The sequence below is a fragment of the Sporolactobacillus laevolacticus DSM 442 genome (assembly GCF_000497245.1).
In the GTDB taxonomy this organism is placed as follows: domain Bacteria; phylum Bacillota; class Bacilli; order Bacillales; family Sporolactobacillaceae; genus Sporolactobacillus; species Sporolactobacillus laevolacticus.
Genome location: NZ_AWTC01000011.1, coordinates 44,388 through 69,071 on the forward strand (window position 1 = coordinate 44,388; position 24,684 = coordinate 69,071).

General features: G+C 42.2%; 25 protein-coding genes and 1 riboswitch. Of the genes, 19 read left to right on the forward strand and 6 right to left on the reverse strand.

Features of this window, described 5'->3' with window-relative positions; all coding sequences use genetic code 11:
* Positions 1-97: 97 nt before the first annotated feature.
* The 8 genes from P343_RS30250 to murB all read left to right on the forward strand — a co-directional run bounded on the left by P343_RS30250 (position 98) and on the right by murB (position 5,794).
* Positions 98-304, forward strand: a complete 207-nt coding sequence (locus P343_RS30250; protein ID WP_023510601.1) for a hypothetical protein — start codon at positions 98-100, stop codon at positions 302-304.
* A gap of 68 nt (positions 305-372) precedes the next feature.
* Complete coding sequence (locus P343_RS30255) at positions 373-1,074, forward strand: DUF1287 domain-containing protein (protein ID WP_023510602.1); 702 nt, start codon at positions 373-375, stop codon at positions 1,072-1,074.
* 115 nt (positions 1,075-1,189) lie between these two features.
* The gene (locus P343_RS30260; RefSeq protein ID WP_023510603.1) at positions 1,190-2,011 is read left to right on the forward strand and encodes an HAD-IIB family hydrolase; all 822 of its coding nucleotides are present in this window, start codon (positions 1,190-1,192) and stop codon (positions 2,009-2,011) included.
* Between the two features lie 49 nt (positions 2,012-2,060).
* On the forward strand, positions 2,061-2,417 hold the full coding sequence (locus P343_RS30265) for an MmcQ/YjbR family DNA-binding protein (protein WP_023510604.1): 357 nt from the start codon (positions 2,061-2,063) through the stop codon (positions 2,415-2,417).
* 283 nt (positions 2,418-2,700) lie between these two features.
* The gene (locus P343_RS30270) at positions 2,701-3,078 is read left to right on the forward strand and encodes a response regulator transcription factor (RefSeq protein ID WP_023510605.1); all 378 of its coding nucleotides are present in this window, start codon (positions 2,701-2,703) and stop codon (positions 3,076-3,078) included.
* Positions 3,068-3,697, forward strand: a complete 630-nt coding sequence (locus P343_RS30275) for a chemotaxis protein CheC (RefSeq protein WP_051384762.1) — start codon at positions 3,068-3,070, stop codon at positions 3,695-3,697. Before P343_RS30270 ends, P343_RS30275 begins: the two co-directional genes overlap by 11 nt.
* 6 nt (positions 3,698-3,703) lie before the next feature.
* Positions 3,704-4,627 carry a sensor domain-containing diguanylate cyclase gene (locus P343_RS30280; protein ID WP_023510607.1) on the forward strand — a complete coding sequence of 308 codons (924 nt, stop codon included), beginning with the start codon at positions 3,704-3,706 and terminating at the stop codon, positions 4,625-4,627.
* Between the two features lie 243 nt (positions 4,628-4,870).
* Positions 4,871-5,794, forward strand: coding sequence for a UDP-N-acetylmuramate dehydrogenase (gene murB, locus P343_RS30285; protein ID WP_023510609.1), 924 nt, complete (start codon positions 4,871-4,873; stop codon positions 5,792-5,794).
* 160 nt (positions 5,795-5,954) lie between these two features.
* On the opposite strand, the gene P343_RS30290 is transcribed toward murB, so the two are convergent.
* The 4 genes from P343_RS30290 to P343_RS30305 form a co-directional block, all read right to left on the reverse strand.
* Positions 5,955-6,464, reverse strand: a complete 510-nt coding sequence (locus P343_RS30290) for a GNAT family N-acetyltransferase (RefSeq protein ID WP_031264045.1) — start codon at positions 6,462-6,464, stop codon at positions 5,955-5,957.
* Positions 6,465-6,666: 202 nt separating this feature from the next.
* Complete coding sequence (locus P343_RS30295) at positions 6,667-10,323, reverse strand: GH92 family glycosyl hydrolase (RefSeq protein ID WP_023510611.1); 3,657 nt, start codon at positions 10,321-10,323, stop codon at positions 6,667-6,669.
* Positions 10,324-10,710: 387 nt separating this feature from the next.
* Positions 10,711-11,532 carry a pyrroline-5-carboxylate reductase gene (gene proC, locus P343_RS30300; RefSeq protein ID WP_023510612.1) on the reverse strand — a complete coding sequence of 274 codons (822 nt, stop codon included), beginning with the start codon at positions 11,530-11,532 and terminating at the stop codon, positions 10,711-10,713.
* A 271-nt stretch (positions 11,533-11,803) separates the two neighbouring features.
* The gene (locus P343_RS30305) at positions 11,804-13,093 is read right to left on the reverse strand and encodes an O-antigen ligase family protein (RefSeq protein ID WP_023510613.1); all 1,290 of its coding nucleotides are present in this window, start codon (positions 13,091-13,093) and stop codon (positions 11,804-11,806) included.
* Between the two features lie 183 nt (positions 13,094-13,276).
* Between P343_RS30305 and P343_RS30310 the strand changes: the two genes are divergently transcribed.
* From P343_RS30310 to P343_RS30335, 7 genes are all read left to right on the forward strand, one after another.
* Positions 13,277-14,263, forward strand: a complete 987-nt coding sequence (locus P343_RS30310; RefSeq protein ID WP_023510614.1) for a Gfo/Idh/MocA family protein — start codon at positions 13,277-13,279, stop codon at positions 14,261-14,263.
* Positions 14,264-14,385: 122 nt separating this feature from the next.
* On the forward strand, positions 14,386-15,249 hold the full coding sequence (locus P343_RS36440) for a DUF4097 family beta strand repeat-containing protein (RefSeq protein ID WP_023510615.1): 864 nt from the start codon (positions 14,386-14,388) through the stop codon (positions 15,247-15,249).
* Positions 15,250-15,444: 195 nt separating this feature from the next.
* A complete protein-coding gene (locus P343_RS30315) occupies positions 15,445-15,774 on the forward strand; it encodes a PadR family transcriptional regulator (protein ID WP_023510616.1) in 330 nt (109 codons plus the stop codon).
* Positions 15,761-16,318, forward strand: coding sequence for an HAAS signaling domain-containing protein (locus P343_RS30320; protein ID WP_023510617.1), 558 nt, complete (start codon positions 15,761-15,763; stop codon positions 16,316-16,318). Before P343_RS30315 ends, P343_RS30320 begins: the two co-directional genes overlap by 14 nt.
* A complete protein-coding gene (locus P343_RS30325; protein ID WP_023510618.1) occupies positions 16,315-17,259 on the forward strand; it encodes a DUF4097 family beta strand repeat-containing protein in 945 nt (314 codons plus the stop codon). Before P343_RS30320 ends, P343_RS30325 begins: the two co-directional genes overlap by 4 nt.
* A 255-nt stretch (positions 17,260-17,514) precedes the next feature.
* Entirely contained in the window at positions 17,515-19,083 is a 1,569-nt protein-coding gene (locus tag P343_RS30330; RefSeq protein WP_023510619.1) for an FAD-dependent oxidoreductase, read from the forward strand.
* A 14-nt stretch (positions 19,084-19,097) separates the two neighbouring features.
* Entirely contained in the window at positions 19,098-19,472 is a 375-nt protein-coding gene (locus P343_RS30335) for a DnaJ family domain-containing protein (protein WP_023510620.1), read from the forward strand.
* A gap of 11 nt (positions 19,473-19,483) precedes the next feature.
* On the opposite strand, the gene P343_RS37495 is transcribed toward P343_RS30335, so the two are convergent.
* Positions 19,484-19,966, reverse strand: coding sequence for a cupin domain-containing protein (locus tag P343_RS37495; protein WP_023510621.1), 483 nt, complete (start codon positions 19,964-19,966; stop codon positions 19,484-19,486).
* A 201-nt stretch (positions 19,967-20,167) separates the two neighbouring features.
* Positions 20,168-20,254: riboswitch (cyclic di-GMP riboswitch) on the forward strand.
* Between the two features lie 37 nt (positions 20,255-20,291).
* Between P343_RS37495 and P343_RS30345 the strand changes: the two genes are divergently transcribed.
* A complete protein-coding gene (locus P343_RS30345) occupies positions 20,292-21,110 on the forward strand; it encodes a CAP domain-containing protein (RefSeq protein WP_023510622.1) in 819 nt (272 codons plus the stop codon).
* A 77-nt stretch (positions 21,111-21,187) separates the two neighbouring features.
* On the opposite strand, the gene P343_RS30350 is transcribed toward P343_RS30345, so the two are convergent.
* Positions 21,188-21,946 (reverse strand): MerR family transcriptional regulator, encoded by a 759-nt coding sequence (locus P343_RS30350; protein WP_023510623.1) that lies wholly within the window; start codon positions 21,944-21,946, stop codon positions 21,188-21,190.
* Between the two features lie 247 nt (positions 21,947-22,193).
* Here P343_RS30350 and P343_RS30355 point away from each other — a divergent pair, with 247 nt between their 5' ends.
* From P343_RS30355 to P343_RS30365, 3 genes are all read left to right on the forward strand, one after another.
* Positions 22,194-23,105, forward strand: a complete 912-nt coding sequence (locus P343_RS30355; protein ID WP_023510624.1) for a permease — start codon at positions 22,194-22,196, stop codon at positions 23,103-23,105.
* Between the two features lie 13 nt (positions 23,106-23,118).
* A complete protein-coding gene (locus tag P343_RS30360) occupies positions 23,119-23,967 on the forward strand; it encodes a TIGR03943 family putative permease subunit (protein WP_023510625.1) in 849 nt (282 codons plus the stop codon).
* 154 nt (positions 23,968-24,121) lie between these two features.
* Complete coding sequence (locus P343_RS30365) at positions 24,122-24,631, forward strand: type 1 glutamine amidotransferase domain-containing protein (protein WP_023510626.1); 510 nt, start codon at positions 24,122-24,124, stop codon at positions 24,629-24,631.
* Positions 24,632-24,684 lie beyond the last annotated feature (53 nt).

The window sequence follows — 24,684 nt, forward strand, 5'->3', positions numbered from 1 at the left end:
TGAATTCGGTAAATAAAATAGAGCAGATACGTCGTGAACACTAATAGAAGAATTGATAATAACACACGGGTTATTGAATATGAGCGGGGGGATCTCAATGTCTGCATATGAACATTATTCGGCAACATATTTGACTGGATTATATCATTCAATAAAACAGAACATTGAAAATGGATTCTTATCAAATGCTATGGTACAAGAATTGAATTTGATCGCTGAAGCGGTTAGCAAACAAGGCGTCGTTATCCTTGAAGAACGACGGGCATTTAGGCCTTTTACGGAGTGCAAAATAAAATTACATTAATAATTGCATCAGTGTATTGCGGCGGCGCAAAAGCCGCCGTTTTTTTATAGATGCGAGAGGAGAATTTTTTGAAAAAAAGATATAAGTATCTCATTGTTGGTTTTGGAGTCATTCTGGTCTTTTCCCTTAGCATGATCTATCTTTATCTGTTCCATGGCTTTCACGACAATCAATTATTTACCGGTGATGCAGATCATGATCGTATGATCAATCAGTTTGACGCAGATGCAGATGGAGATGGAATTGCCAATTTAAAAGATCATGATGCAAATAATAATGGCAGATCAAATATGCAGGACATTGTGTCCGGAGCCAAACGTTTAACAGGCGTGCTCTATGATCCTCTGAAAGGAGGGCATGGAAATATTGGCGGACGAATGGGTTTTATCGTTTGTATTGATGTGCCGAGGATAGCTTACGCTGATGCAGGGATTTATTTGGATCAGCTGATGAAAGACGATTATGAGAGACATCCGGATCATTATCAGACTCAGAAGGGCACCAATACACCTGCCACCCCTTATTTCTATCGCCGAGTCCGTAATGTCTATGATTATGCAAAGGCAAACAAGATGCTGATCAGAAAAGCGGGAACGCCAAAGGTTGGGGACATTGTTTTCTACAGCAGATATCATGCGACTCTTGTTGTCGGTGTTCATTCCGATGGAACTTATGATGAGGTAGAGGCGCATCCCAAGCTTATTTTTGTTCAAGAACACAAGCATAAAAAATGGCGGCCAAAAGATGTCGCAAGACTCCTGAAACAATAGGGTAGAACGAGTTGAAAAAATGAATAGAACAAGTGAAAATAAAAAATGTAAGGTCACAATAGGTTTTGGTGTGATCTTTTATTTTTAGGGAATTAACTAGAATAAGGGGGGAACCATGAAAACTCTATATGTATCTGATTTAGACGGTACACTGCTCAGTCGAGATGCCCATGTGTCCGACTTTAGCAAGGTTGCCATAAATCAATTGGTTAAACGTGGCATGAGCTTTTCCTACGCAACTGCCCGATCGCTGACTTCAGCTTCCATCGTTTCTAACGGTATTGCTACAACAACGCCTGTGATCATTTACAATGGTGTTTTTATTATTGATCCAGGAACATGTAAGATTCTTAACTCAACTATGTTTTCAGGACAAGAAGCAGCAAAAGCTGCCTCAATTTTTACAGAAAATCAGATATATCCGCTTGTTTACGCTTTTGTTGATGGAAAAGAGTGCGTCACTTGGTTGAAAGGGTCCGAGAATGCGGGTATGCTGCATTACATGAATTCAAGAAGCGGTGACAAGAGATTCCGCTCAGTAAATCATGTTATGGATCTTTTTGAAGGTGAAATTTTTTATTTGACAGCAATCGGTGAACGAAGCCAGTTAGAATCGATAAATGAACAGTTCAGCATAGACCAGAATTATCGATGTATCCTTCAGAGAGAATTGAATCGAGAAGAGTACTGGTTCGAAGTAATGCCTCAACAAGCTTCTAAAGCGGAAGCAATCGTGCGCTTGAAACAGTTGCTTGGGTTTGATAAAGTGATTGCTTTTGGAGACGGTCTGAATGACCTGCCAATGTTTGAGATTTCAGATGAAGCTTATGCGGTTGATAATGCTGTTCTTGAATTGAAGAAGCAGGCGACCGGAGTCATTGCTTCAAATGATCAAGACGGTGTTGCAAGATGGTTGCTGGCTAATTTTAAGCCATAAGAATTTTTTTATAGATTGTTAAAAATAAGTGTTAATGGAGGGAATTTCAATGGAGTGCGATTGGATTGATGATTATTGTTTAGCGAAGAAGGGGGCGGAAATGGATTATAAAGAAGAATGGCAGGCGTATCGATACATGATTCGAGGAAAAATGTTCGCCATGCGTGGCGGAGATAAAGAAAGTAAGCCGATTATTACGGTAAAATTATTGCCTGAATTTGGTGCTCGCTTGAGAGAAGAATATGAAGCAATTGTTCCAGGGTACTATATGAACAAGCTGCATTGGAATTCCCTGTATCTTGAATCAGCTGTATCTGAAAAGGTCTTGATGGCAATGTTAGATCAAGGTTATGAGCTTGTGCTTCATTCACTGAGTAAAAAAGTTCAGCAAGAGATTAGCGGTTAATATTTGAGAATGGCATGAGGCGTTTTTTTTACTTTTTCTCGATAATTAGACAGAGATATAATGAAAATCATGCTGATCTATGCAAATATTTTCTCTTGTCTTTTCTCTACTTCAGTTTATAATTGTTATTAGTAGCATGGTTTCTTTTTGTCCTTTTACAGGGTACAAAGACCTAGTTAATTTGTATCTATATTCTTTTGTTAACTAGCGTCTGGTTGCATCTATGGATGAATACCGATACGATGGTCGGTGTCCAGTATTTGATGAGAAAGGGTGGTATTTGGTGACCAAAGTACTCATCGTTGATGATTCAAAGTTTTCACAGAAAATTACATATTCCTTTTTAAACCAATATTTAGAAGATGCAGAGTTTGAATTCGCCAGTGACGGTGAAGAAGGATTGAATAAATTTACAGAGAATCGACCTGATTATATGATTGTCGATTTGTTAATGCCAAAATTGCGCGGACAAGATCTCATTGAAAAAGCAAAGCAAGTTGATCGAGAAGCGAATGTTATTGTTTTATCTGCTGATGTCCAGAATCGGGTACGTGAGGTTGTCGAAAAAATGGGTGTTTTATCTTTTATCAACAAGCCGCTTGATGACAAGAAGGCGAAAAAGATATGTGACATCATAGGGAATGGTGCTCGTGGCCAATAAAATCAGCAGAGAAGATATCCTAACCGAATTATTTAATATCGGTGTAGGACAAGCAGCCAGCACACTGTCCGATATTATCGATAAACAAATCGGATTAACCATTCCAGAAGTGAAAATCCTTGATGCAGCTAAAGCCAAGGTTGAGTTGAATAAGTACCTGTTGCAGGTTGCCGAGGGAGCGGTAATGGTATCTTCAATTTCTTTTGATAGTCAATTGGAAGGAAAGGTCAGCCTGCTTTTTCCCGCGGACAAAATGCATCACTTTATAGATCTATGTCTTCATGAAACGCATGTTGAAACTGAGAATACTCTGGAGTTCAATGATATTGATTTTGATACCATTAAAGAAATTGGTAACATTGTGATCAATTCTATTATCGGAGAGCTTAGCAACACTGTGAACATTCCTGTAGAGTATACACTGCCTGAGGTTGATGTTCTGAATAATGCTAGCGCAGACCATTTTGTCGACTCAGAGGAGTATCGGCTTGTGCTGATGATGTTCTTGGCCTTTGACATTGAAGAAACGGAAATTGCCGGGGCTATTGTCATCAATATGACCTTGAAGTCTCTGGATGACATTCTGAATACGATTGACAGACTGTATAACGGAAGCTGAGTGTATATGGATTCTATTCTGCCAGGTGTACTAAACTGCATAAATGAGGGACTTGTCATTATTTCAGTAGATCTCGAAATTACCTACTGGAATCCTTTTATGGAAAAACTGTCGGGTAAAAAGAGTGAAGCTGTTCTTGGACAGAACGTGGACAAGGTTTTACCGACGCTAGAACGTCCGTTTTTCCACAATGCGGTTCAGCGGCTTATCAATGGCGGGAATCCTGTATTCTTCTCTGCCGCTATGCATCGCAATTTAGTCAGTCAAGATCACCGTGTAAACTTAAAGATAAATCGAGTGACTGTCGAAGACAAAGTTTCACTTTTGTTGGAATTTATTGATGTGACCAATCAGTTCCAAAGAATTAGTCAGTTGAGAGACTATGTCAGCCAACTTTCTCATCTGAACAGTCAGCTGAAGCAGAAAGAGAAAGTTATCGAAAAACTGGCTTATTATGATAAGCTGACCGGTGTTGCAAATCGAGCACTTTTTGACAAATTTGCCGATAAGTATTTAAATATAGCCAAAGCGCGAGGGACTATGCTCGGGCTTATGTTTGTCGATGTTAATGAGTTTAAGCTGATTAATGATACTTATGGACACAATACCGGTGATAAAGTCATGACTCGGGTAGCAAGCCTGCTGACTGAATCTACAAGAAAAAATGATATTGTCTGCCGTTACGGCGGTGATGAATTTCTGGTTTTACTTCCGGATATTCGGACGTTTAGAGATTACCAGGCAATTGCAGACCGGATTGAAGCAAATAAGAAAAGACATATTGTTCAGGATGGCTATGATATTTGGTTGTCTCTAAGCATGGGGATCAGCTTCTTTCCGGATGACGGACAAACCATTGATGAACTGATCGCTAAAGCAGATGAATTTATGTACGTGAACAAACACGAAATAAGGCAGAAAAATTTATAAGTTAACACGTAAATTAACAATCAAACAGAACTTCCGCAGCAAGATAAGCGACTTCAATGCTGTTCACAGAAAATGAGCAGCGTTGAGGTTTCTTTTTTTGTTGAAGTCCTTTTTTCTGCCTGTTCTTTTTTTGTTATTTCAAAGGATACGGTTGACATACCTGCTCAGCAATGGCATAAATAATAAAGCGGGAAGCTGACAGATCATTGAGTGAGAATGGCCCAGAAGGAATGAGTAGGAAACATGGAAAAAAATGAAGTGTATCTTGATTTGCTGAAGATGGTAGCAAGCGAAGAACAAGTGAAAATAGATGAGAAACTGAGTACATATACGTTCACCCGAACAGGAGGAAAGGCAGATTTATTTGTTCTGCCGAAAACCTATGAGGAAGTGGGGCAGATTGTCGCGTATGCAGGTACACATCATCTGCCATTAACAATTTTAGGTAAGGGATCAAATCTTATCGTACGTGATGGTGGTATTAGAGGCATCGTCGTTAACTGTGAACTTCTTAATGAAATCAGGTGTGAGGGAAAGACGATTATCGCGCAAAGTGGCGCATCAATTATTGATGTTTCACGTTTCGCGTTGGCCCAACACCTGACCGGGCTTGAGTTTGCCTGCGGCATTCCGGGATCTGTTGGTGGGGCACTATTTATGAATGCAGGGGCCTACGGCGGAGAAACAGCAGATGTATTGTACAGCGCGGTTGTCGTTGACAAACTCGGTAATGTTTTAAATTTAGATAAGAATGCACTTCAGATGGGGTATCGCCATAGTGCAATTTCGCAAAATGGCTACCTTGCGTTGGAAGGAACTTTTACGTTAAGCGAGGGTGACCCTCAGAAAATAAAAGCAGAAATGGATCGGCTGACGGAGCTCCGTGAACTCAAGCAGCCTCTGGAATTTCCGTCATGCGGCAGTGTTTTCAAACGGCCACCGGGTCATTTCGCAGGTAAATTGATACAGGATAGTGGACTGCAGGGAACCCGAATAGGCGGTGTCGAAGTGTCAACAAAACATGCAGGATTCATGGTGAATGTAGATAACGGAACCGCCTCAGACTATATCCAATTAATCAGGCATGTTCAGAAAACGGTAAAAAAGAAATTTAATGTAGATCTGGAGACTGAAGTCAGAATCATTGGCGAGGAACCAGAATCATAATTAAAAGCGGCTATTGCTGATGAAGCAATGGCCGCTTTAAAAATTTGATGTGATCGAATAGAAAAATATAAAAATAGAAAATCCGAATGAACTCTATCACTAGAAACCTGTGGTTAATTTTTCCCTTACTTTAATCTGTAATGAGAACAGATCAAAACGTTTATTCAGCCACTCTGCGTCCCATGATGACCAGATCTCGCTCGATGCCGTCCAACTCCGCTATTCCTGGGTAAGTCCCCCATCTTTCAAATCCAAATCGTTCAAATAGATGAAGACTCGGTGCGTTATGCCCGAAAATAAAAGCCAGGATTGTTTTTATGCCCAGTTCATTGCAGTGTTCAATCGCATAGTTGACAAAAAAAGTGCCGATTCCTTTTCCTCGAAAACGTTCATCAAGATAAATGCTGATCTCTGTGGTTGCTTGATACGCTGGGCGTCCGTAGAAGCTACTGAGGCTAAGCCAACCGCAAATTTTCCCCTCATACTCAGCAATCCAAAGTGGCCGTTTTGGATCCGATTGGTGTGCGTCAAACCACGGTCTGCGCTCATCAATGGTTACCGCCTCTATATCCGCTGTTACCATCCTGCTTTGGATGGTTGAATTATAGATAGCTACTATTGCTTCTAAGTCTTCTTCATGAGCATCACGAATTTTAATTGAATCTGGCAATAGAATCACCTGCGCCTTCAATGTTTTTTTAGAGGGTGTTCGAAAAGTCCGGGAAAAATTACCGGCGAATCTCTGTGTCAACTTGCTTTTCTGCTCCTCACGTATTCTTAACATACGCTCCGGTGCTCAAAGCTGCGTTTCCTTGACCTTCTTGGTCCTTTTTGTCCTCATTTTCGAAGAGACTGTAAAAATTCGTATCCATTTAATCGGTGAGCAGATTCACAATGGCATGAGCATCTGCTGAGAGACTGTTTCTTACTTTCTCGGGAGCAGTCGCTTGATATAAGAATGAGTTGATCAGCTGAACATAGGATTGCATGTAATAAACGGAAGATGAAAGATTGCCGTTCAAATATGCGATCTGAGCCTGATTCAAGGTGTTGGACAACGATGCTGTTTCAGACTCGGTTAGATTCTTCAATTCAAACTGATGAATGATTTCACGCCGCATCTCATCAAAACCGTTACGTATTCCTGAGTAGCCAAGTAATTGCAGTTCACTGATCGCAAGCGGGTAATGATTGCTCTTTTGCGTGACGGCCAGCTTGTAGTAGGAATAAGGCTTTGGATTTTTGATGGAAAATGCGCGAGTCATCGACCGCCACTTAAATTTTTGATTTGTTCTTCGGTCGACCATATCCCAGTTCTTTCCGTCATTAGATCCCCAGAGCGCCCAATTTTGTGGATCACTTGAATCTCTGCCTCCGGAAGAAGTCAAGGTGTACATGATCGTTCTTCGGCTTTCTGAATCGAATTGGAAAGTTATAGCCGGACGAGCATCATCAAATCTGGTCGCTGTTTCTGAATTGTTGTCGGTCAAGCTCTTTGGTGCATCCGCCTTGCTGATAGCTATGTTCGCCGCATGTTGAGTGAAATCCGTTAAAGGCTTAGGGAAGAAGCCAGAGCCATCCGTCGACTGGGCAGTGAGCGAATGAGGCAGATCATCTGCAGAGGTTCCCCAACTCGATGGTTCAGATCCCATGTCAAAGACCAGAGTCCCTCCTCCCGATAGCTGGTTTGCTGAAAGTGTTGTTGCTTTTACATTTTGTCCGTTAAAGGTTACACGTTGGACATATTTATTTTTATTACTTGCCTTTGATGCGCTGATGATGAGTGTACGTCCGTTTTCCAAATGTACGGTCATCTTTTTGAAATAGGGTGCACTGATTGCGTAATTATCGGACCCCTTTTGAAGCGGGTAAAGACCAGTAGCACCAAACAGATAATATCCTGAAAGCATAGATCCTGTATCAGAGCCAAGATAACCTTGTCCGATCGCCCCTCCGGTGTAAAAGCGATTCATGATGGAGCGGACAGTGCTTTGTGTTTTCCAGGGTGCAGAAGCAAACAGGTACATGTAGGCAAGAGACGGCGCTGAAGGGCTGTCTAGAGTAAACATCCCTAGATTACCAATTGACGCAAGTTGCGCCTTTGCTTGACTATTCACGGCCTTCTCCGAAGGTTCTGTACTGAAAAATTGATCAAGCTTTCTGGTCAGCCCAGCTTTTCCTCCATAAAGATTCGCCAGGCCCTGTCCATCCTGAGGAACATTGAAGGCATATGTCCAATTCTCCATCGTATTATTGTTAAGTGTACTACTTTGACTGTCACTGGTTTTCCATGTTCCGTCCTCATTTCGCGAACTAAAGAAATCAAGTGATTTATTAAAGACATGAAGATAGTTTTGAGACTGCCTCAGGTAATAGGCGCTGTCATCTGCATAAGACTGCATATTCGGATACTTTTGAGCTAAATAAGCGCCAAGACTGCCTAAGGCATAGTCATTAATACTCTGGGTTAATGTCTGGTTTACACTATCCTTCTGATTGGACGGAACAAATCCTGCAAATGAATAGTATTGTCCATCTCCTGGTACTGATCTGGACTCAAGCATTGCCTGATACAGCAAGCGGGTATTGACGCCTGGAACCCCTTTAATAACGGCATCTGCGAAAGCGGGACCCGCGTCCGGATCAAATTTGCCGCCATTTTTGTACGCAGTAAGAAAACCGTTGATCAAGCTTCCAGTGAGTTTCGGTTCTAAAAATGCATAAGCTGGCCACACGGTCTGCGAGCTGTAAGAGAAGGCACTGTTAACATAAACTCGGCCCTTTTTTATTGGTGCTCCGGTATGTTCAGCAGTATTCGCAGATACTGCAGGTACACTCAAGTCCGCATACCGATATTTTGGTTTTTGTTTTGTGCCTGTATTTTCAAATCCTTCATTTGGCGATAGGTAGAGTCGATACAGATTAGAATAGAACGTTGATTGCTGAGCTGCTCCACTCTGGAGAGTGACTTTGCTTAACCGTTGGTTCCATTCTTTTTTTGCCTTCTTTTCAACATCTGCAAGTGACGTATGTGTTCCAATCTCCTGGTATAAATTCTTTTTTGCCTGCTGCACACTAATTAAAGAGCTGGCGATACGCAGGGTGACTGTTTTTTTGCTTGATGTATCAAACTTAAAGAAGGCGGTTGCCTGATCGCGGCCCTGTCCCGATAAATGTCCTGAATCAGAGACCGGCCGATTAACTTCTGCAAAGAAATACATCCGATTTGAATTGCCGGTTGATTGGTCCTTAATATCGGAATAGCCTTCAAGCGATTGTGTTTCCGGATGAAGCGTCAAACTTCCGAAACGATCCAGATTATCGAAAACCAAATTTCCGCTCGCTCCAACGAATGAGTAGCGCATAATTGCGGCATGACTGGTTGCTGCCAGCTCGGTTTTCATACCATCTGTAAACGTAACCTGATAGTTATATGGAGTTGCGACTTCATCAGAGCGCTTGAAGGCTTTGCTGCGGCCAAGTCGATTTGCGCTCGGAGTGCCGGAAAAGCCAGATGGCATCACCTGAAAAGACTGCTGAATGCCGTTTTGGTCATTTGCGGACTGGCTAAGCGAAAAGGATTGAATTTCCGGAAGATTGTCAGGATCATTATTCTTATTGTATGGATAAATCAATTCTTTCGCGCTGCTGTCTATCGCCGGTGCCCAGTAGGTAAACCCGTTCGGGACACCGATTGCAGGAACCGTGTTGCCGCGCGGAAATGCACCGCTTGATGCAGTGCCTCGAAGAATATTTACTTTATCTACAGGTGTTGTTTGATTGCCTGTCTTGGAAAGGGACGGACCAATTCTGATGTCATCGATCGCTCCTCGAAAGGTAGTATTTGAGACCGGTGCTTGATAAGCGATCAAAATACGAGTGATAATCTTTCCTTTAGCCACTTTGCCCAAATCTATTAATTTTTGATTCCATTGATTCATAATCAGTGTTCCTGACTTACCTTGCTCAGCAGGTGTTGCGCGAAACCCATCTTGGTCTGTGGCGCTTTTGAGCTGATGAAGGTAACTACCGTCAGAGAAAGCGAGATCAATAGAGACAGAGCTTGCTGCATGCGCACGTTTGTCTTTCTTTGTAAATTCAGGTGCGACAAAATAAGATAATTCGGTGTCTGACGAAACCGGGATGTAAACGTCATATAATTTATTATAGGCATAGCTGCCGGAATTTCCGGATACTGTTCCCGAATAAGTGAGTACGTGACTGCCTGTCCAACCGGACTTCGCAGGCGCGTTGTATAACTGCCCAGGTCCCTTGGTGATCAAAGTGGTCATTGTATTCCCTTTTCCGGTTAACGGCTTAATGCCTTTAGCCATCTTCTTGCCGTTTTTAGACGTTTCTATTTTATTTTTCCAAGCAAGTGCGGGATCGTTTTTCTCAAATGATGTGAAAAACGAGCTCTTGCCGGTTTTTGCTTCTGCGCTTCTTGTGAATGGGCCGGGCAGGGAGGAGGCAGCCAGACTCAGGCAAATACAGCTGATGACAATTTTCGTGAAAATCTTGAACTTCATGTTGTTGCCCCTCTTCATTTTGTGTAACGGCCGCGGCGATTTGACTATGGTACCTTGAGCTCGGTCTTGCTCCTTAATCATTATAGCGGAACAAAGACTGTCAATAAAGAAGTGTATAAAATCAGTTATTTATCGCAAAAAAAATATGCGACGAGAATGCCGGTCAGCATCTCATCGCAAAACGAGTAAATGATGGTTTCCTAAATCAAGATCAAACATCTTAACTTAAGGTTAACTGCAACAGAAGGTGTGTTAAAGCTTACTGGTACATCATAGCACCCTTTAGCTGACGTTCAAGAGTTTGTGTCATATAATCTGACATATTATTTTATCAATACAGTTGCTTAACATTGAGAAACAGATAATTGTTGATAAATCTGACAGTGTTTATTTTGAAAATGGAGCACTCATTTCTTTAGCTCGGACAATTGCTTGATGTACACAATCGATGACAGCGTCATTGACCGACTGTTTGTTAAGTGTATCTATGCCGGCCTGTGTCGTTCCTCCAGGAGTTGCCACGGCTTTCAATAAGTCCGAAGCAGACTTGCCGGATTGATTGAGAAGATGAGATGCGCCAAGCAAGGTTTGAAGGACAAGCTGTGCGGCAGACTCTTCCGGAATGCCTTCACGCACGCCTGCTTCCTGCATAGCCTGAGCGAGATAGTATAAGTAGGCTGGACCGCTTCCGGACAGTCCGGCAATTACGTCAATTTCGCTTTCCTTGACGATAGTTACAGTGCCGACTGTTTCGAATAATTGCTTCGCCAGTTCAAGCTGCGCATCTGAAACGGCAGCACCGGCTGCAATACCTGTCGCTGACAAGCCAATCGATGCAGAAGTGTTCGGCATCGCTCGAACTACCGACAGATCGATGCCTGAGGCTGATTGAATGAATGCAGTTGGTACGCCGACCATCAATGAGATGATTAATTGATTAGGACGCAAAAATGCTTTCATTTCATCAATAGCAGCTTGAGTGTCAGCGGGTCTGAAGGCGAAGATGACAATGTCGGCATCCTGCAAAGCGATTTTCTTATCATGTGTGGTATGCACGTGAAATTCATTTTCTAAATGTGTTAGTCGTTCAGTATTTGAACGATTGTTCATCCATACATGATCAGCTGAAATAAACTTTTTATCAAGAAAGCCTTTTAGTAAAGATTCCGCAAGTTCGCCGGAACCAATGAATGCTAATTTTTCTACCATAAGTAACGTTCATCCTCTCATCTCAAATGCCCAATATGGGCATGTCCGTTGTAAATATCGCTATTCTAACATTAGAAAACTTGGCTTCGTCAAGCCTGTGGCATAGGCGAAGCCTTAGTTGCACTTACACTAAATTCCTCTAAATCTTTATACTTTCTTATTTGTGTTAGAAAACGTGGCTTCGCCAGTCCTGTGTCATAGGCGAATCCTTAGCTAAGATCCTACTAATATCCTTATAATTTTATACTTTTTTTATAGTAAAAAAAAGGACTCACTTTCCAGAGAGTCCTTTAGAAGTCTGAAGCATTGCCGGCTTGCTGCTTTTTTTTGTCATTTGGACTTTTCCATTTAGAAATCGTCTTAATGTTTTCTGCAGGCGCATAAATTGATTCATGCGTGCGGCATACCTGGTCCAATAGGAAAGCAGGATCAGAACCATGATCATTACTTGCGGCGAGGATAAGGTAAAATCCATGATGCCGTATGCGATAATCGTTGGTAATGCGAACAGAAAGAGTGAGGTCTGGTAATTTGTTTTCGTACTTAATCTTTGTGCTTTGATTAAAGAATAACCACTAATGCCAAGAACAAAGAGAAAGAACAATCCGCAAAATACACCTGATGACGAGAAGATGGCAAGAAATAAATCATGCGCGTGCGGGATCAATTCGCCATTAAGTGCTGCATAATCTCTTCGAAAACCTAATGTAGTTGCACCGAAAAAAGGATTTTCCGTAAAAATGTGCCAACTATTCCCCCAGATTTCAAGCCTTTTTGCCATCGAGGATTCCGTTCCGTTTGAGCGGGGCATCCAATGGTAAAGGAAGGGAGCACTTACCAATACGATCGCGGCGATCGGAATGAAAACGCGTAAGCTAAGCTTATAAAGAAATAACAGGTGCAGCAGGAGCATAATCACAAAACCGGCTCTTGACCCGGTCTCGTAAATGCCAAGATCAAGCACCGGAATGATCAACAGCGACAGGGCGATAAGCCGAGTATTTTTCATATGAATCGCTCGCAGTAATTCCACAGAAAGGAAAGCGAGCGCGAGAATCAAAAGATAACACCCATAGTTTGGGTTAAATGTTGAGCCGTACAAGCGTGGTTTTCCGTTATAACCAAATAAGACGTGCCCGGTCAGAAAAGAAGCTGCTTGACCGACAATTGACTCTTTAGGAATCATGCTAAGCAGTTTTTCAGAGAAATAGATATAGACGCCGCCCCAAATCGTAATCCAAGCAAATTGTCTAATATGAAGCTGTTCAGGATGGCGTAACCAAAATAGATAGATACCAAGATACCCTACTAGAATGAGCGTAGAGAGAAGATCAGTTACTTGCCAGCTGACCAGTACTGCACCGATGGAAGATGCAGCCATTAGCGCAAGCAATAAACTGATCAAATCTGTTGGCAGTGATTTTTTTTCCATAAATTGAACGCGCCATTCAAGCAGCGCGCAGCCGACGAACCAGGCCATTCCAACAGGAGGGAGCACATACAGCAAGATTAGTCCTAAAATTATTGGCTGTTGTTTGACTTTTGCAAGTCCGTTTATCATAAATTCGTCCTCCGACTAGTGTTTTCGTATAATCTGCATCATTACTTATACTTTAAAATGAACCTACATATGAAGTTTGTGGGGAAATTTATATATTTGTGTGATTGGAATGAAAGGGCTATCAAGACAGCGACTCTATTAGTATAATATAAGTATTCAATGAAAGCTAATGGGGGAATAAATATGAGACTGGCAACAATTGGGACAAGCCGCATCACGCATCAATTTGTGAAAGCGGTTAAACAGACAGGGAGATTTGACTTTGTCGGAGCATACTCACGCTCTGAAGAAAAAGCCAAACAATTTTCTGATGAATTTGGCGGTAACTTAAATTTTTCTTCATTAAATGATCTCGCAAATAGTAATTCTGTTGATATTGTTTATGTTGCGTCACCAAATGGGCTTCATTTCCAGCAAGTCGTTGTTTTGCTCAAGGCGGGTAAGCACGTGATTTGTGAGAAACCTATTTTTTCTAATGTAAATGAATTCGATGAAGCCGTTAAAATTGCGGATGAGAACAAGGTTTACCTTTTTGAAGCGATACGAAACATCCAGACACCTGTATTCAAGACACTGCAGCAAGAACTGCCGCGGGCGGGAAAACTTCGTTCCGCAGTGCTACAATTAATCCAATATTCCTCGCGATACGATCAGTTCTTAGATGGAAAAGTGACCAACATTTTCTCGCCAGAATTTGCCGGTGGAGCGCTTGAAGATCTGGGCGTCTATCCACTCTATGTCGCAATTGCTCTGTTTGGTGAACCGGAAAAGGTAGCTTACTATCCGATCAAACTGTCAAGCGGTGTTGATGGCAGCGGAACGGTTGTGCTGGCTTATCACGATTTTATTTGCACGGTACTTTGTTCAAAGATTACTTACTCGGATGCACCTTCGGAAATTCATGGCGAAAAAGGAAGCTTCAGGATTAACAATTCATCGAATATTGCCCGTCTGGAATGGATCGATGCTCATGACAAAGTCTTAGAACCCGTGGCAGAACACTTTGAAGCAGATGATAAAATCTATGAGATCGGTAATTTTGCCGATATTCTGGAGCAGAATGATAAGACAGAATATCTGAAGCTTAGAAACTTGAGCCGGGTAGTATTGAAAACGATGGAAACTGCACGAAAGCAGAACGGTATCCTGTTTCCAAATGACAAAGATTAAAAGGGTTACCTGTTTCAGGACTCTAGCCAGTCATGGATTCAGCCTGCAGACTGATCTCGCCGAAGAAAAAAGAAGCTAGAATGAAACCATAAGCATTGATTGTATCGGAAGGCGGGAATCGTATGCAGATTATTATGGAAAAAACGTTTGATATGGACGGCATTAACCGTATCGTCGTGAATACCTCATCGGCAGATGTCGAACTGATCCAGACAGAAGAAGTGATTCTGAAGGCACAGGTATGGGCAGGGGAGATGGATGAACAAAATCCACCTGTCGAGTTGGAGATGAACAAAAAAGGAGAGTCACTGGAGGTTCGTATTCTCCGTAATAGGCAAGGCTGGCTTAGCAGGATCAAATCGCTCAGCTTCTCAGGAGTGAAAGTCGTCTTTGAATTACCGACACGCCTTTACGATCAGATCATCGTCAGCGGCCAATCGAGCGACCTCAGCGCTCGGGAGCTTTTGGCGAATAAAATAAGTCTCTCCTGCCATTCCGGTGATATTGAACTGGAGGCATGTGTTGCGAAACAAGAACTGAATTCAGAAACAACGAGCGGCGATGTAAAAATTCAAGGTGCGCTTGTGAAGGGAAAAATGACTGCACACGCAGCAAGCGGAGATATCACTCTGAACCAGCTGACGTCCGAAGAATTAATGATACGGACCCACTCCGGTGACATCAACGTGTCCGACTATCGCGGTTCGCTCAATGCCCAGGCCAGTTCCGGTGACATTGAGCTGAGAAATGATAAGCTTGCCGGCGATTTGACTATTGAGTCAAGTAGCGGAGATGTGCGTGTGTCCTTTCAAGAGGAGCCGGATTCTTTTACACTCGATTATCATGGCTCATCAGGTGACGGAGATGTTCAAGTCAAAGGGCTCTTATATGAAGAAAAAAGCGAGCACAGAATTGTTGGGAAAAAAGAAGACGGTAAATACAGAGTCAAAGTACGGACAAGTTCAGGAGACTTTGTACTCCGTTAATCATGAAAGCAAGCCAGTATGCAACTACTTTGGTTTGCTTTTTATTTTTTTGCCAACTATATTGCATTAATCAGTAGTGTATATTATTCTATATATAAGGCATTAAAGAAAAGTTAAAGAAGAATTCTGATTATCTATTGAATAATAATCAATAGTGATTAATGTTTGTATCTTATAAGAGAAAGGATGAATCACTTGAATGTTCAGTTTAAGAAGGGTGTTCTGGAACTTTGTGTGCTTGTGCTTATTGATGGTAAAGACCAATATGGCTACGAACTTGCCCAGAACATTTCAGAAAAAATTCAAGTTGCTGAAGGAACACTTTATCCGCTGCTTCGGCGTCTAACGAAAGAAGGCTACTTATCGACTTATCTAGGAGAGTCGACAGAAGGTCCTCCAAGAAAGTACTATTCAATAACTGAGAAAGGTGAATTGTATATGAAAGCGTTAATTGCGGAATGGCAGCAATTTTCCAAAGCTGTCGATCAATTCATTAAGGAAGGAGTGGGGCATGGTGAAGAATGAGTTTTTCCACAGACTTGAACGCTTGCTGAAAGAAATTCCAGCAAAAGATCGGAAAGAGATTCTTTCTGACTTTGAAGAACATTTCACGATTGGATTTAATGAGGGGAAAACAGAAGAAGAGATTATTCAAGAACTTGGCGATCCAGAGACCATTTCCGAAGAGGTATTGGCAGATTATTATGCAACAAATCCAAAATCGCCGCATCCTGTGACCGGTATAACTCGGTCGATACTAGCCGCAATTGGCCTGCTCTTTTTTAATCTCATTGTGATTCTGGGCCCACTGCTTGGTATTTTATCGGCTTATATCGCTTTTTGTGGCGTATCCGTTGGCTTTGTTTTCAGCCCATTGCTGTCCATTCCAATAGGGATCGATTCCGGCTTTGAACCCTTTTTATTCGCCTTCTTTTCTTCCTTAGTATTATGCGGAATTGGTGTGCTGTTAGGAATTGCTATGATTTATGTAAGTAAATTTCTTTGGTACGCATTAGTCAGCTATCTCCGCTTTAATATCAATGTCATCGTGGGGAGGAATCGATCATGAAAAAAATTATTTATGCCGCATTAATTATGATTTTGGTTGGCGCTATAGGAGGAATCATCGTTTTTAATACGTCAGATCAATTTCATCCGATTAAAGCACATGCCCAGACAAAGACAGCGAGTGTCCATGGTGTTAAAGAAATTAGCGTTGATACTTCATCGATTGATGTGCAGATTGTAAAGACGAAGAGTGACAAGTTGTCTGCAGAAGTAAACGGTTGGGGCAATAAGCAGATGTTACAAAATATTGAATTCACAATGAAACGAGAAGGCAATGTGCTTCATCTCTCTGCAAGTAAAGAAGAACGCTATTTTATGGTCACCTTTGGATGGACGAAACTGGTGGTTAAAGTGCCGGACAAGGAATATGACCGAATTACTGTTGATGCGGGCTCAGGAGATCTTTCTGTTGAAAACCTGCGGGCGGGACACTTGTCGCTTACTTCCGGCTCCGGAGAGATTTCTGCTAAAAATAATAAGTCCACAGGGAATTTTATCGTACAGACGACCAGTGGTGATATTGACATGCAGCATAATCAAGCCCGGAACGAAGCCAATGTCTCTGCAAACGGTGGAGAGCTTACCTTATCCGATTTGACAGCTAAGTCCTCACGACTTGAAACGACGTCAGGGGACATTGATGTTCAGAGGTTCAGCGGATCACTGATCGCACAAGCCAATTCAGGGGAAATTGAGATAAAAAGCAATCAATTGTCCGGCGATATTGACGCTGAGGCAACGAGCGGGGACATTGATATCGATTTTGTTCAAGAGCCTGATTCACTATCCGTTGATTATCGCGGCGGTTCTGGGGAAGGAACCGTTGATCTGAAGGGCTTTCTCTATAAGGAAAAATCTGAATCTGTGATTATCGGTAAAAAAGGGGAAGGCAAGTACAAGATTAAAGCAAGAACAAATTCCGGGGACTTTACTTTGAAATAAGCGATTGAGAAGGAAAAAATAGATAAAAAATGATCCATCGGGCGAAACCGATTGGATCTTTTTTTATAACGACCAGATTAAATGAAGTCCATGATGAGCCATCCTTTTCAATGAATAGTGACGTATGTTCAGTACTTTACCCACAGTATACCTTTTCATGTTCCAAGCTTGCAAAGATGTACATAGTTTTTCTTATTCAGGGCACACTGACTTTGATTATGAATGGGTCATAGAGCAAAGGGAGGGATGGTCCGTATGGAGCAGAAACAGCCACATATTTTCTCCGAGGAAACGTCTTCAATATGGCGGGATACGGTTCATCTGCCAACGTTTAAACCACTTAAGAATCATATGAATACCGATGTGCTGATTGTCGGTGCAGGAATCACCGGTATTACCGCAGCCTATATGCTAGCAAATGAAGGTGTTAATGTTGCCTTGATCGATGCAGGCCAAATCGCAAGCGGTACAAGCGGATATACGACAGCAAAGATCACGGCTCAGCATAGCTTGATCTATGATCAGTTAGTCGCCAACCTAGGTTTTGAAAAGGCGGGACTCTACTATCAGGCAAACAACGAAGCGTCTGAATGGATCAGAAATCAGGTCAAAGTTCATGCAATTGAATGTGATTATGAGATTCAGCCGGCCATTGTTTATGCGATGAATGATTCGGAAGCGAAGAAGATTGAAAAAGAAAAGATCGCCTATGACCGGCTGGGCATTATGGGGACACTGACGGATTCAATTGATCTTCCCTTCGACGTAAAAAATGCGCTGGTCATGCCGGATCAGGCGCAGTTCCATCCGCTGATGTATCTGCATACGCTGATTGCCGATCTCGTAAAGATGAATGTACCTATTTATGAAGAGACAATGGCGGTGGATATTAAAGAAGATCCTGATCCGCTTGTGACAACAAAACAAGGGTTCAGTATTCGTTGCCGTAAAGTGCTGATTTGTTCCCATTTTCCCTTTTACGACAATCGTTTTTATTTTGCAAGGATGTTTCCGGAGCGTTCTTACCTGATCGCTTGCGAAACAGAAAAACAATTTTCAGGCGGCATGTATCTTAGTGCCGGTGATCCGAAACGTTCCATCCGCAGTTTGAGACTGAATCATAAAAACTATCTGCTCATCGGAGGCGAAAATCACAAAACTGGTCGGGGTGAACGTATGGAAGCACATTATTCTCGCCTTGAAAGCTTTGCCCGCCAGAATTTTGGAGATCTAAGCATCACTGCACACTGGTCGGCTCAGGACTTCACGACACTTGATCAAGTTCCTTACATTGGTAGGCTGACAAAGAATTCCTCCAATCTGTTTGTTGCCGTAGGATTTCGCAAATGGGGGATGACGACCGGTACGCTCGCTGCCAAACTGTTGACTGATCTTGCGATGGAACGCTCGAATCCTTATACTGAAGTATTCAGTCCCTCACGCTTTGAAGCCGGGCCAATGTTAGCCAGATTCCTCATTGAAAATATAGGGGTAGCAGGACAGCTGGCAAAAGGAAAACTGATCCGACCCAAACCGCTTGATGAGCATTTGCAAAACGACCAAGGCATGATTGGCTCACTTCATGGCCGCCGGGTCGGTGCATATCGCGACAAAGATGGAAAACTCACTGTCGTTGATGCCACTTGCCCGCATCTAGGGTGCGAAGTAAACTGGAATCAAGGTGAGCGTACCTGGGATTGTCCTTGCCACGGCTCGCGTTTTGAAGCAAATGGAAAAGTGATTGACGGTCCTGCACAAAAACCATTGTCCACGATTTTTTCAGAGTCAGAACATCAAGATAAAGAACACAAAATGTCAAATTAACGGAAGTGTTGATGATGGGTATTATCGAGATTATGGCAGAAGAAAAAATAAAGGCATGCCTCAAGTCAGGTGTATTCGATAATCTGCCGGGCAAGGGCAAGCCACTGGTTTTGGAAGATTTGTCGGCGGTGCCAAAAGAACTTCGCGCCGGTTATAAAATGTTAAAGAATGCAGGAATGCTACCTGAAGAATTGCAGCTCAGGAAAGATATTGTCACACTCAATGATTTGTTGCGCTGCTGCGAGGATGACAAGGAACGCGAGCGATTGAGCAAACAGCTGCGTTTAAAGCGACTGAAGTTCAATCAGATCATGGAAAAACGCTCCATTGCCCATACATCAGTTTTCCAGAGTTACCGATCACGGATCTTCAACAGATTGCATCTCTGATAAACAGTCTATTACTTGTTTTTCCAAATTTGAAGAAGAGGTCCCTGATTTCCATAAACGGGATCTTGTTCCGGTTTACCGACACGGGCGATATTGTCTTTCAGCGCCTGTGTTTCTTTTGTTTGTGTATCGTAGTCTTGTCCGTTTGGATAGCCACCTGAGATGGAAAAGTCGCTGCTTGACGATAGGCGTTTATGCCCGGTTCGTCCTTTAAAAGCACCTGGATAGATTAGCACGGGAAAGGTTGGGTTGTTCGGAATAGTGCCGTCATCCTTAAACATATAGGTTTGCACCTTTACAAAACTCCTTTGATTGGATGGGGTTGGTTTTGCCGGTTGACTGACACTTTGTTTTTGCGCTGCAGCCGATGAGTGATGATCCCTTGAAGCAGATTCGCCTCCACAGGCAGCCAGGAGCAACAGTGGAACCACACCCGCTATTTGAATAATCTTCGCATATGAATCACTCCATTCAATTATGCTTGTTTTACCCAAGTATAGCACTCTGAATTTTTCGATTATAACATTATGCTTAAACAGATATCATCAAAAATCGTGGTTTTCAAATCTACTATTTACCGATCACATTAACAATTTGCTTTTTCTGTCGATATATACTGTGACGGAAGAAGTCTATTCTTGTAAAGGCATGTACCCTGCTGTATAGTTGAATTAACCTAATACTTTAGAAATCTTTTTTCTAAAGGGCAAAACTACTGAAAAGTAGTGACGCAAAGTCACAGATCTAAGGCGAATTTTCGCTACGATGGCTGGACCGCCGTATTTGATCGTCAAACGTAAATGAGAGGAGATTTTTTTTATGCGCATGATTAAGCACATAATGGTAGGTTTGTTAATTGTCGTCTTAAGCTTATCCACAGCATCGATATCAAGCGCCGATCAGATAAAATCAGTTGAGACTCCCAATCATCAAAACGTTCAGCCGAATCACAAGCTCGTTACGGGTGTTGAAGCCAAAACAATAAAAAAGCACGCAAAGAAAAAAACGATTAAGAAAAGTGTAAAGAAGCAGATTAAGAAGAGCATAAAGAAAAGTGTAAAAAAGAAAACAGCGAAGAAGTCGATTAAGAAAAAGGCAGTAAAAAGCAAGAAACCAAAGAAAGCAGCCAAGAAGAAAGCGATACATAAAGCAGTGAAGAAAGCCCCTGCGAAACCTGCCCGGGCGAGTGCTCCACAAGCATCAGCACCCCAAGCGCCACCTGCTGCTCAAGGCCAATATAATGGCACAGTAGAACAGCAGATTGTTAATCTAGTAAATAATGTCCGTTCGCAAAACGGACTTCAACCTCTTCGAGTGAAACCGGAACTTCAGAATTTTGCACGTCAATGGAGCCAGCAACAGTTCAGCAACGGTGCGATGAGTCATGGCATGATGAACTTTTCGCGAAATACGATTGCCGGACAGAACGTAGCTTATGCCAAAGGGGATGTGAATTACTTTGGCTGGGATCAGATCTGGAGCGCCCAAGCGACGATGGATGGATGGATGAACTCACCGGGGCATCGGGCAAATATTCTAAAACCGGAATATAAGTACATTGGTGTCGGAGTCGTTTACGGGCAAAAGAATGGAAGCACGGATGGATGGGCGTTCTTTACTCAAGATTTCTCTGATTGATAAGTTGAATAATTAGCGAGTGAAAAAGCGTGAGCACTTAAATAAAAAGTGTTCACGCTTTTTTTATGCCCTTTATTTCATTGTATGAAGATCTGTACAGCATCACGGAGCATTTTTGCTGCACCTTTGCCGACACTATTATCATAGTATTTGGTGAAACGCGGGTCTTCCACATACATTTGCACGAGCCCTGCATGAGCTTCCTTTGAGTAAGAACTCCAGAAGAAACCAAGCCACTGCTTGTGCAGATCAGCCGCGCGTTGTGCGGGGGCGCTTGCCGGGTCGCCAATCCGCATCGCTTCCTGCAATAGTTGAAACATTTCGTTTTGAATGTTAACCGAAGCTTCATAGTCTTCCTTGTTCAAGTTCGCCAATTTTTCGTTAGACTTATTGACGGTCTCTTCTCCGTATTTTTCACGAATTTCCTTTCCATACTGCTTTTCATTTTTATCGAGCATCTCTTTTTTTAATCCTTCAAATTTTTCATGGTCGGTCATCGTCATCTCTCCTTTTTGCGCAGCTAGTGTTTTCTCAGCGGTTGCGATCAATTGATCAAGGCGTTGTCTCTCATCTTTCAGTTTGCGGTGCTGCTCAGTCAGGGCATCCATTCTGTTAAAATCGGGTGAAGACAACATTTGGCGTATTTCTTTCAGGCTGAATCTTAGTTCACGAAAAAATAGAATCTGCTGAAGGAGATCAACCTGTTTTGGTCCGTAGATCCGATAACCTGAAGCATTCATTTGTTCAGGCTTCAACAGATCAAGCTTATCGTAAAATCGTAATGTACGCGTACTGACTCCGGCTAAATCACTTAACTGTTTGATTGTGTAGTTCATTGGATCCCTCCTGACACTTTTTATGCTACACCTTGACGTTACGTTAAGCTCAAGCCTTTTTTGCAAACAAATTTATTCACATTTTTGTTTTTGCTATATCGCGGTGGTAGACTAGGTAATGTTTTGAGAGATTGAAAAGTGAAACATTGACTATATTTTGATCTTTTCTATACCTGTTTCGATAGATCCTGCCGCCAGGCAACGCGGGGTAATTTTGTATTCCACGCCACTGATTGGAGTGAATCTGATGTTTAGCAATTCATTTTTGCAACTGAATACGATATTTATCAGCATTATGATTGAAGCCATTCCCTTTATTGTCATTGGTGTTTTTATTTCAGCGATCATTCAGATGTTTGTCACGGACAGCTTGGTTGCCAGAGTCATTCCCAAAAACAGAGTAGGTTCTGTAGTTTTCGGCACATGTATGGGTTCGCTGTTTCCCGCGTGTGAATGCGGTATAGTACCGATTACAGAGCGATTGGTCAAGAAGCAAGTACCGCTCCACGCAGCAATTGCCTTTATGCTTGCCGGACCGATCATCAATCCGGTTGTTCTTTTTGCAACCTATATCGCTTTTGGCAGCAGCTGGCAGATGGTTTTTTATCGCGCAGGACTAGCCATCGCGGTATCAATTGCTGTAGGGTTGCTCGTCTCTTATCTATTTCCGGAAAATCAGCTAAGGGAATTTGTTGATAAGAAAATTGAGCACTACCATCATAACCATGATCATCAGGAAATGAACGCAATCAAAAATTTTACGTTGCTGGATAAATTCAAAGGAACAATGGACCACGCCATCGATGAATTCTTTTCCGTTGGAAAATATCTTGTGTTCGGAGCGTTTATTGCCGCGGCGATGCAAACATTTATTAAACAAAGCACCTTGCTTTCTTTTGGAGGCACGCAGTTTACAGCCATTCTTGTTATGATGGTACTCGCATTTATTATGTCGCTTTGTTCAGAAGCGGATGCCTTTGTCGCATCATCCTTCAGAAGCACATTTCCTCCAGCCCCGCTAACCGCATTTCTTGTTTTCGGTGCAATGGTTGATATTAAAAATCTGGTCATGATGCTTTCGACTTTTAAAAAGAAGTTTGTAGCCGGACTCATTACGCTCATATTTCTCTGTGTGTTTGCCGGCGCGTTGCTGATTTAAAGGAGGCACAGCAATGATACGATTTTTGATTTTATTTGGATTCGCCTACTTGTTTCTTCACTTGCATCTTACGGGTGATATCAGTAAATACATTAATATGCGCTATGGCTATCTTTCTTTTTCCATGATCTTCGTTATCGGTGTGATGGCGGTATATCAGCTTGTTCAGTGGAACAGGGAAGGCAGCAAAAGCCAGGAAAATGTGGAAAAAGAGATGTTTGGCCATGATCACGCGCATGAAAATAATACATGGTGGAAGAAGCTCATCACCTATGCTCTTGTTGTTTTTCCGTTGATTACCGGGTTGTTCTTGCCGATCGCCACATTGGATTCGAGTATCGTCAGAGCAAAGGGTTTTCACTTTGCTGAAATAGATAATGACAAGGATCAATACGCGAATCACCAGATTTTGAAGCCGGATACAAGCCAGTATTATGAGAGCAGCACGTATAAAAAAATGCTTAAATCGGATATGGAGAAATACAGCAAATCGGATAACCTGTATCTTGATGATGACAACTTTCTCCGTGCCCTTGAGGCTGTTTATAATTATCCGGGGAATTTCACCAATAAGAATATTTCCATGATGGGCTTTGTTTATCATGGTGATTCACTTGAAAAGAATCAGTTGTTTTTATTCCGCTTCGGCATTATTCATTGTCTTGCCGATGCCGGCGTATTTGGCATGATGGTCCAATTCCCGCAAAATGTTGATTATAAAGACGATACATGGATTCGAGCAGAAGGAAAGTTGTCCGAGACGTACTATCAGCCATTTAAACAAACGATTCCTGTGCTCAAGGTGACCAAATGGCATGAGATCTCAAAACCAAAATCCCCATATGCGTATCGGAAGTATTGATTTGCACATTTGTGATTTAAGTGCAAATTATTTGAACCTGTTGTTAGCGTTATTTATAATAAAAATCGTTGGCAGCATATCGGATTTAACCTTGTAAACCAGTAATTTCTTAACATGGAGAGGTTAATCCTAAATGAATGGAGGATGATTTTCGATGACAAAGAAAGTTGCTGCAGTTCTAGCTGATGATTTCGAGGATGTAGAATTCACTGACCCTGCTAAGGCATATGAAGAAGCAGGCCACAAAGTCATTGTTATTGGGAAAACAAAAGGTGCTGTGATTAATGGCAAGCATGGCGCAAAAGTTACTACTGACCTTACCATTGACGAAGCAAAGCCTGAAGATTTTGATGCGCTTTTGATCGCAGGCGGTTATTCACCGGATAACTTGAGAGATGATGATCGCTTTGTCGCGTTTACCAAAGCATTTATGGATGCCGACAAAGGTGTATTCGCAATCTGCCACGGTCCTCAACTGCTGATTACGGCTGAATCGATTAAGGACAGAAACATCACAGGTTACAAATCCATCGCGGTTGATTTGAAAAATGCCGGTGCGAACTATAAAGATGAAGAAGTCGTTGTTTGCCACAATCTCGTGACAAGCCGTACACCGGATGACATTCCTGCGTTTAATCGTGAAAGCCTGAACGTTTTGGCTTAACTTATTAAGTGGATAATAATGAAAGAGCCGTTGTTTTTCCAGTTATATGGAGG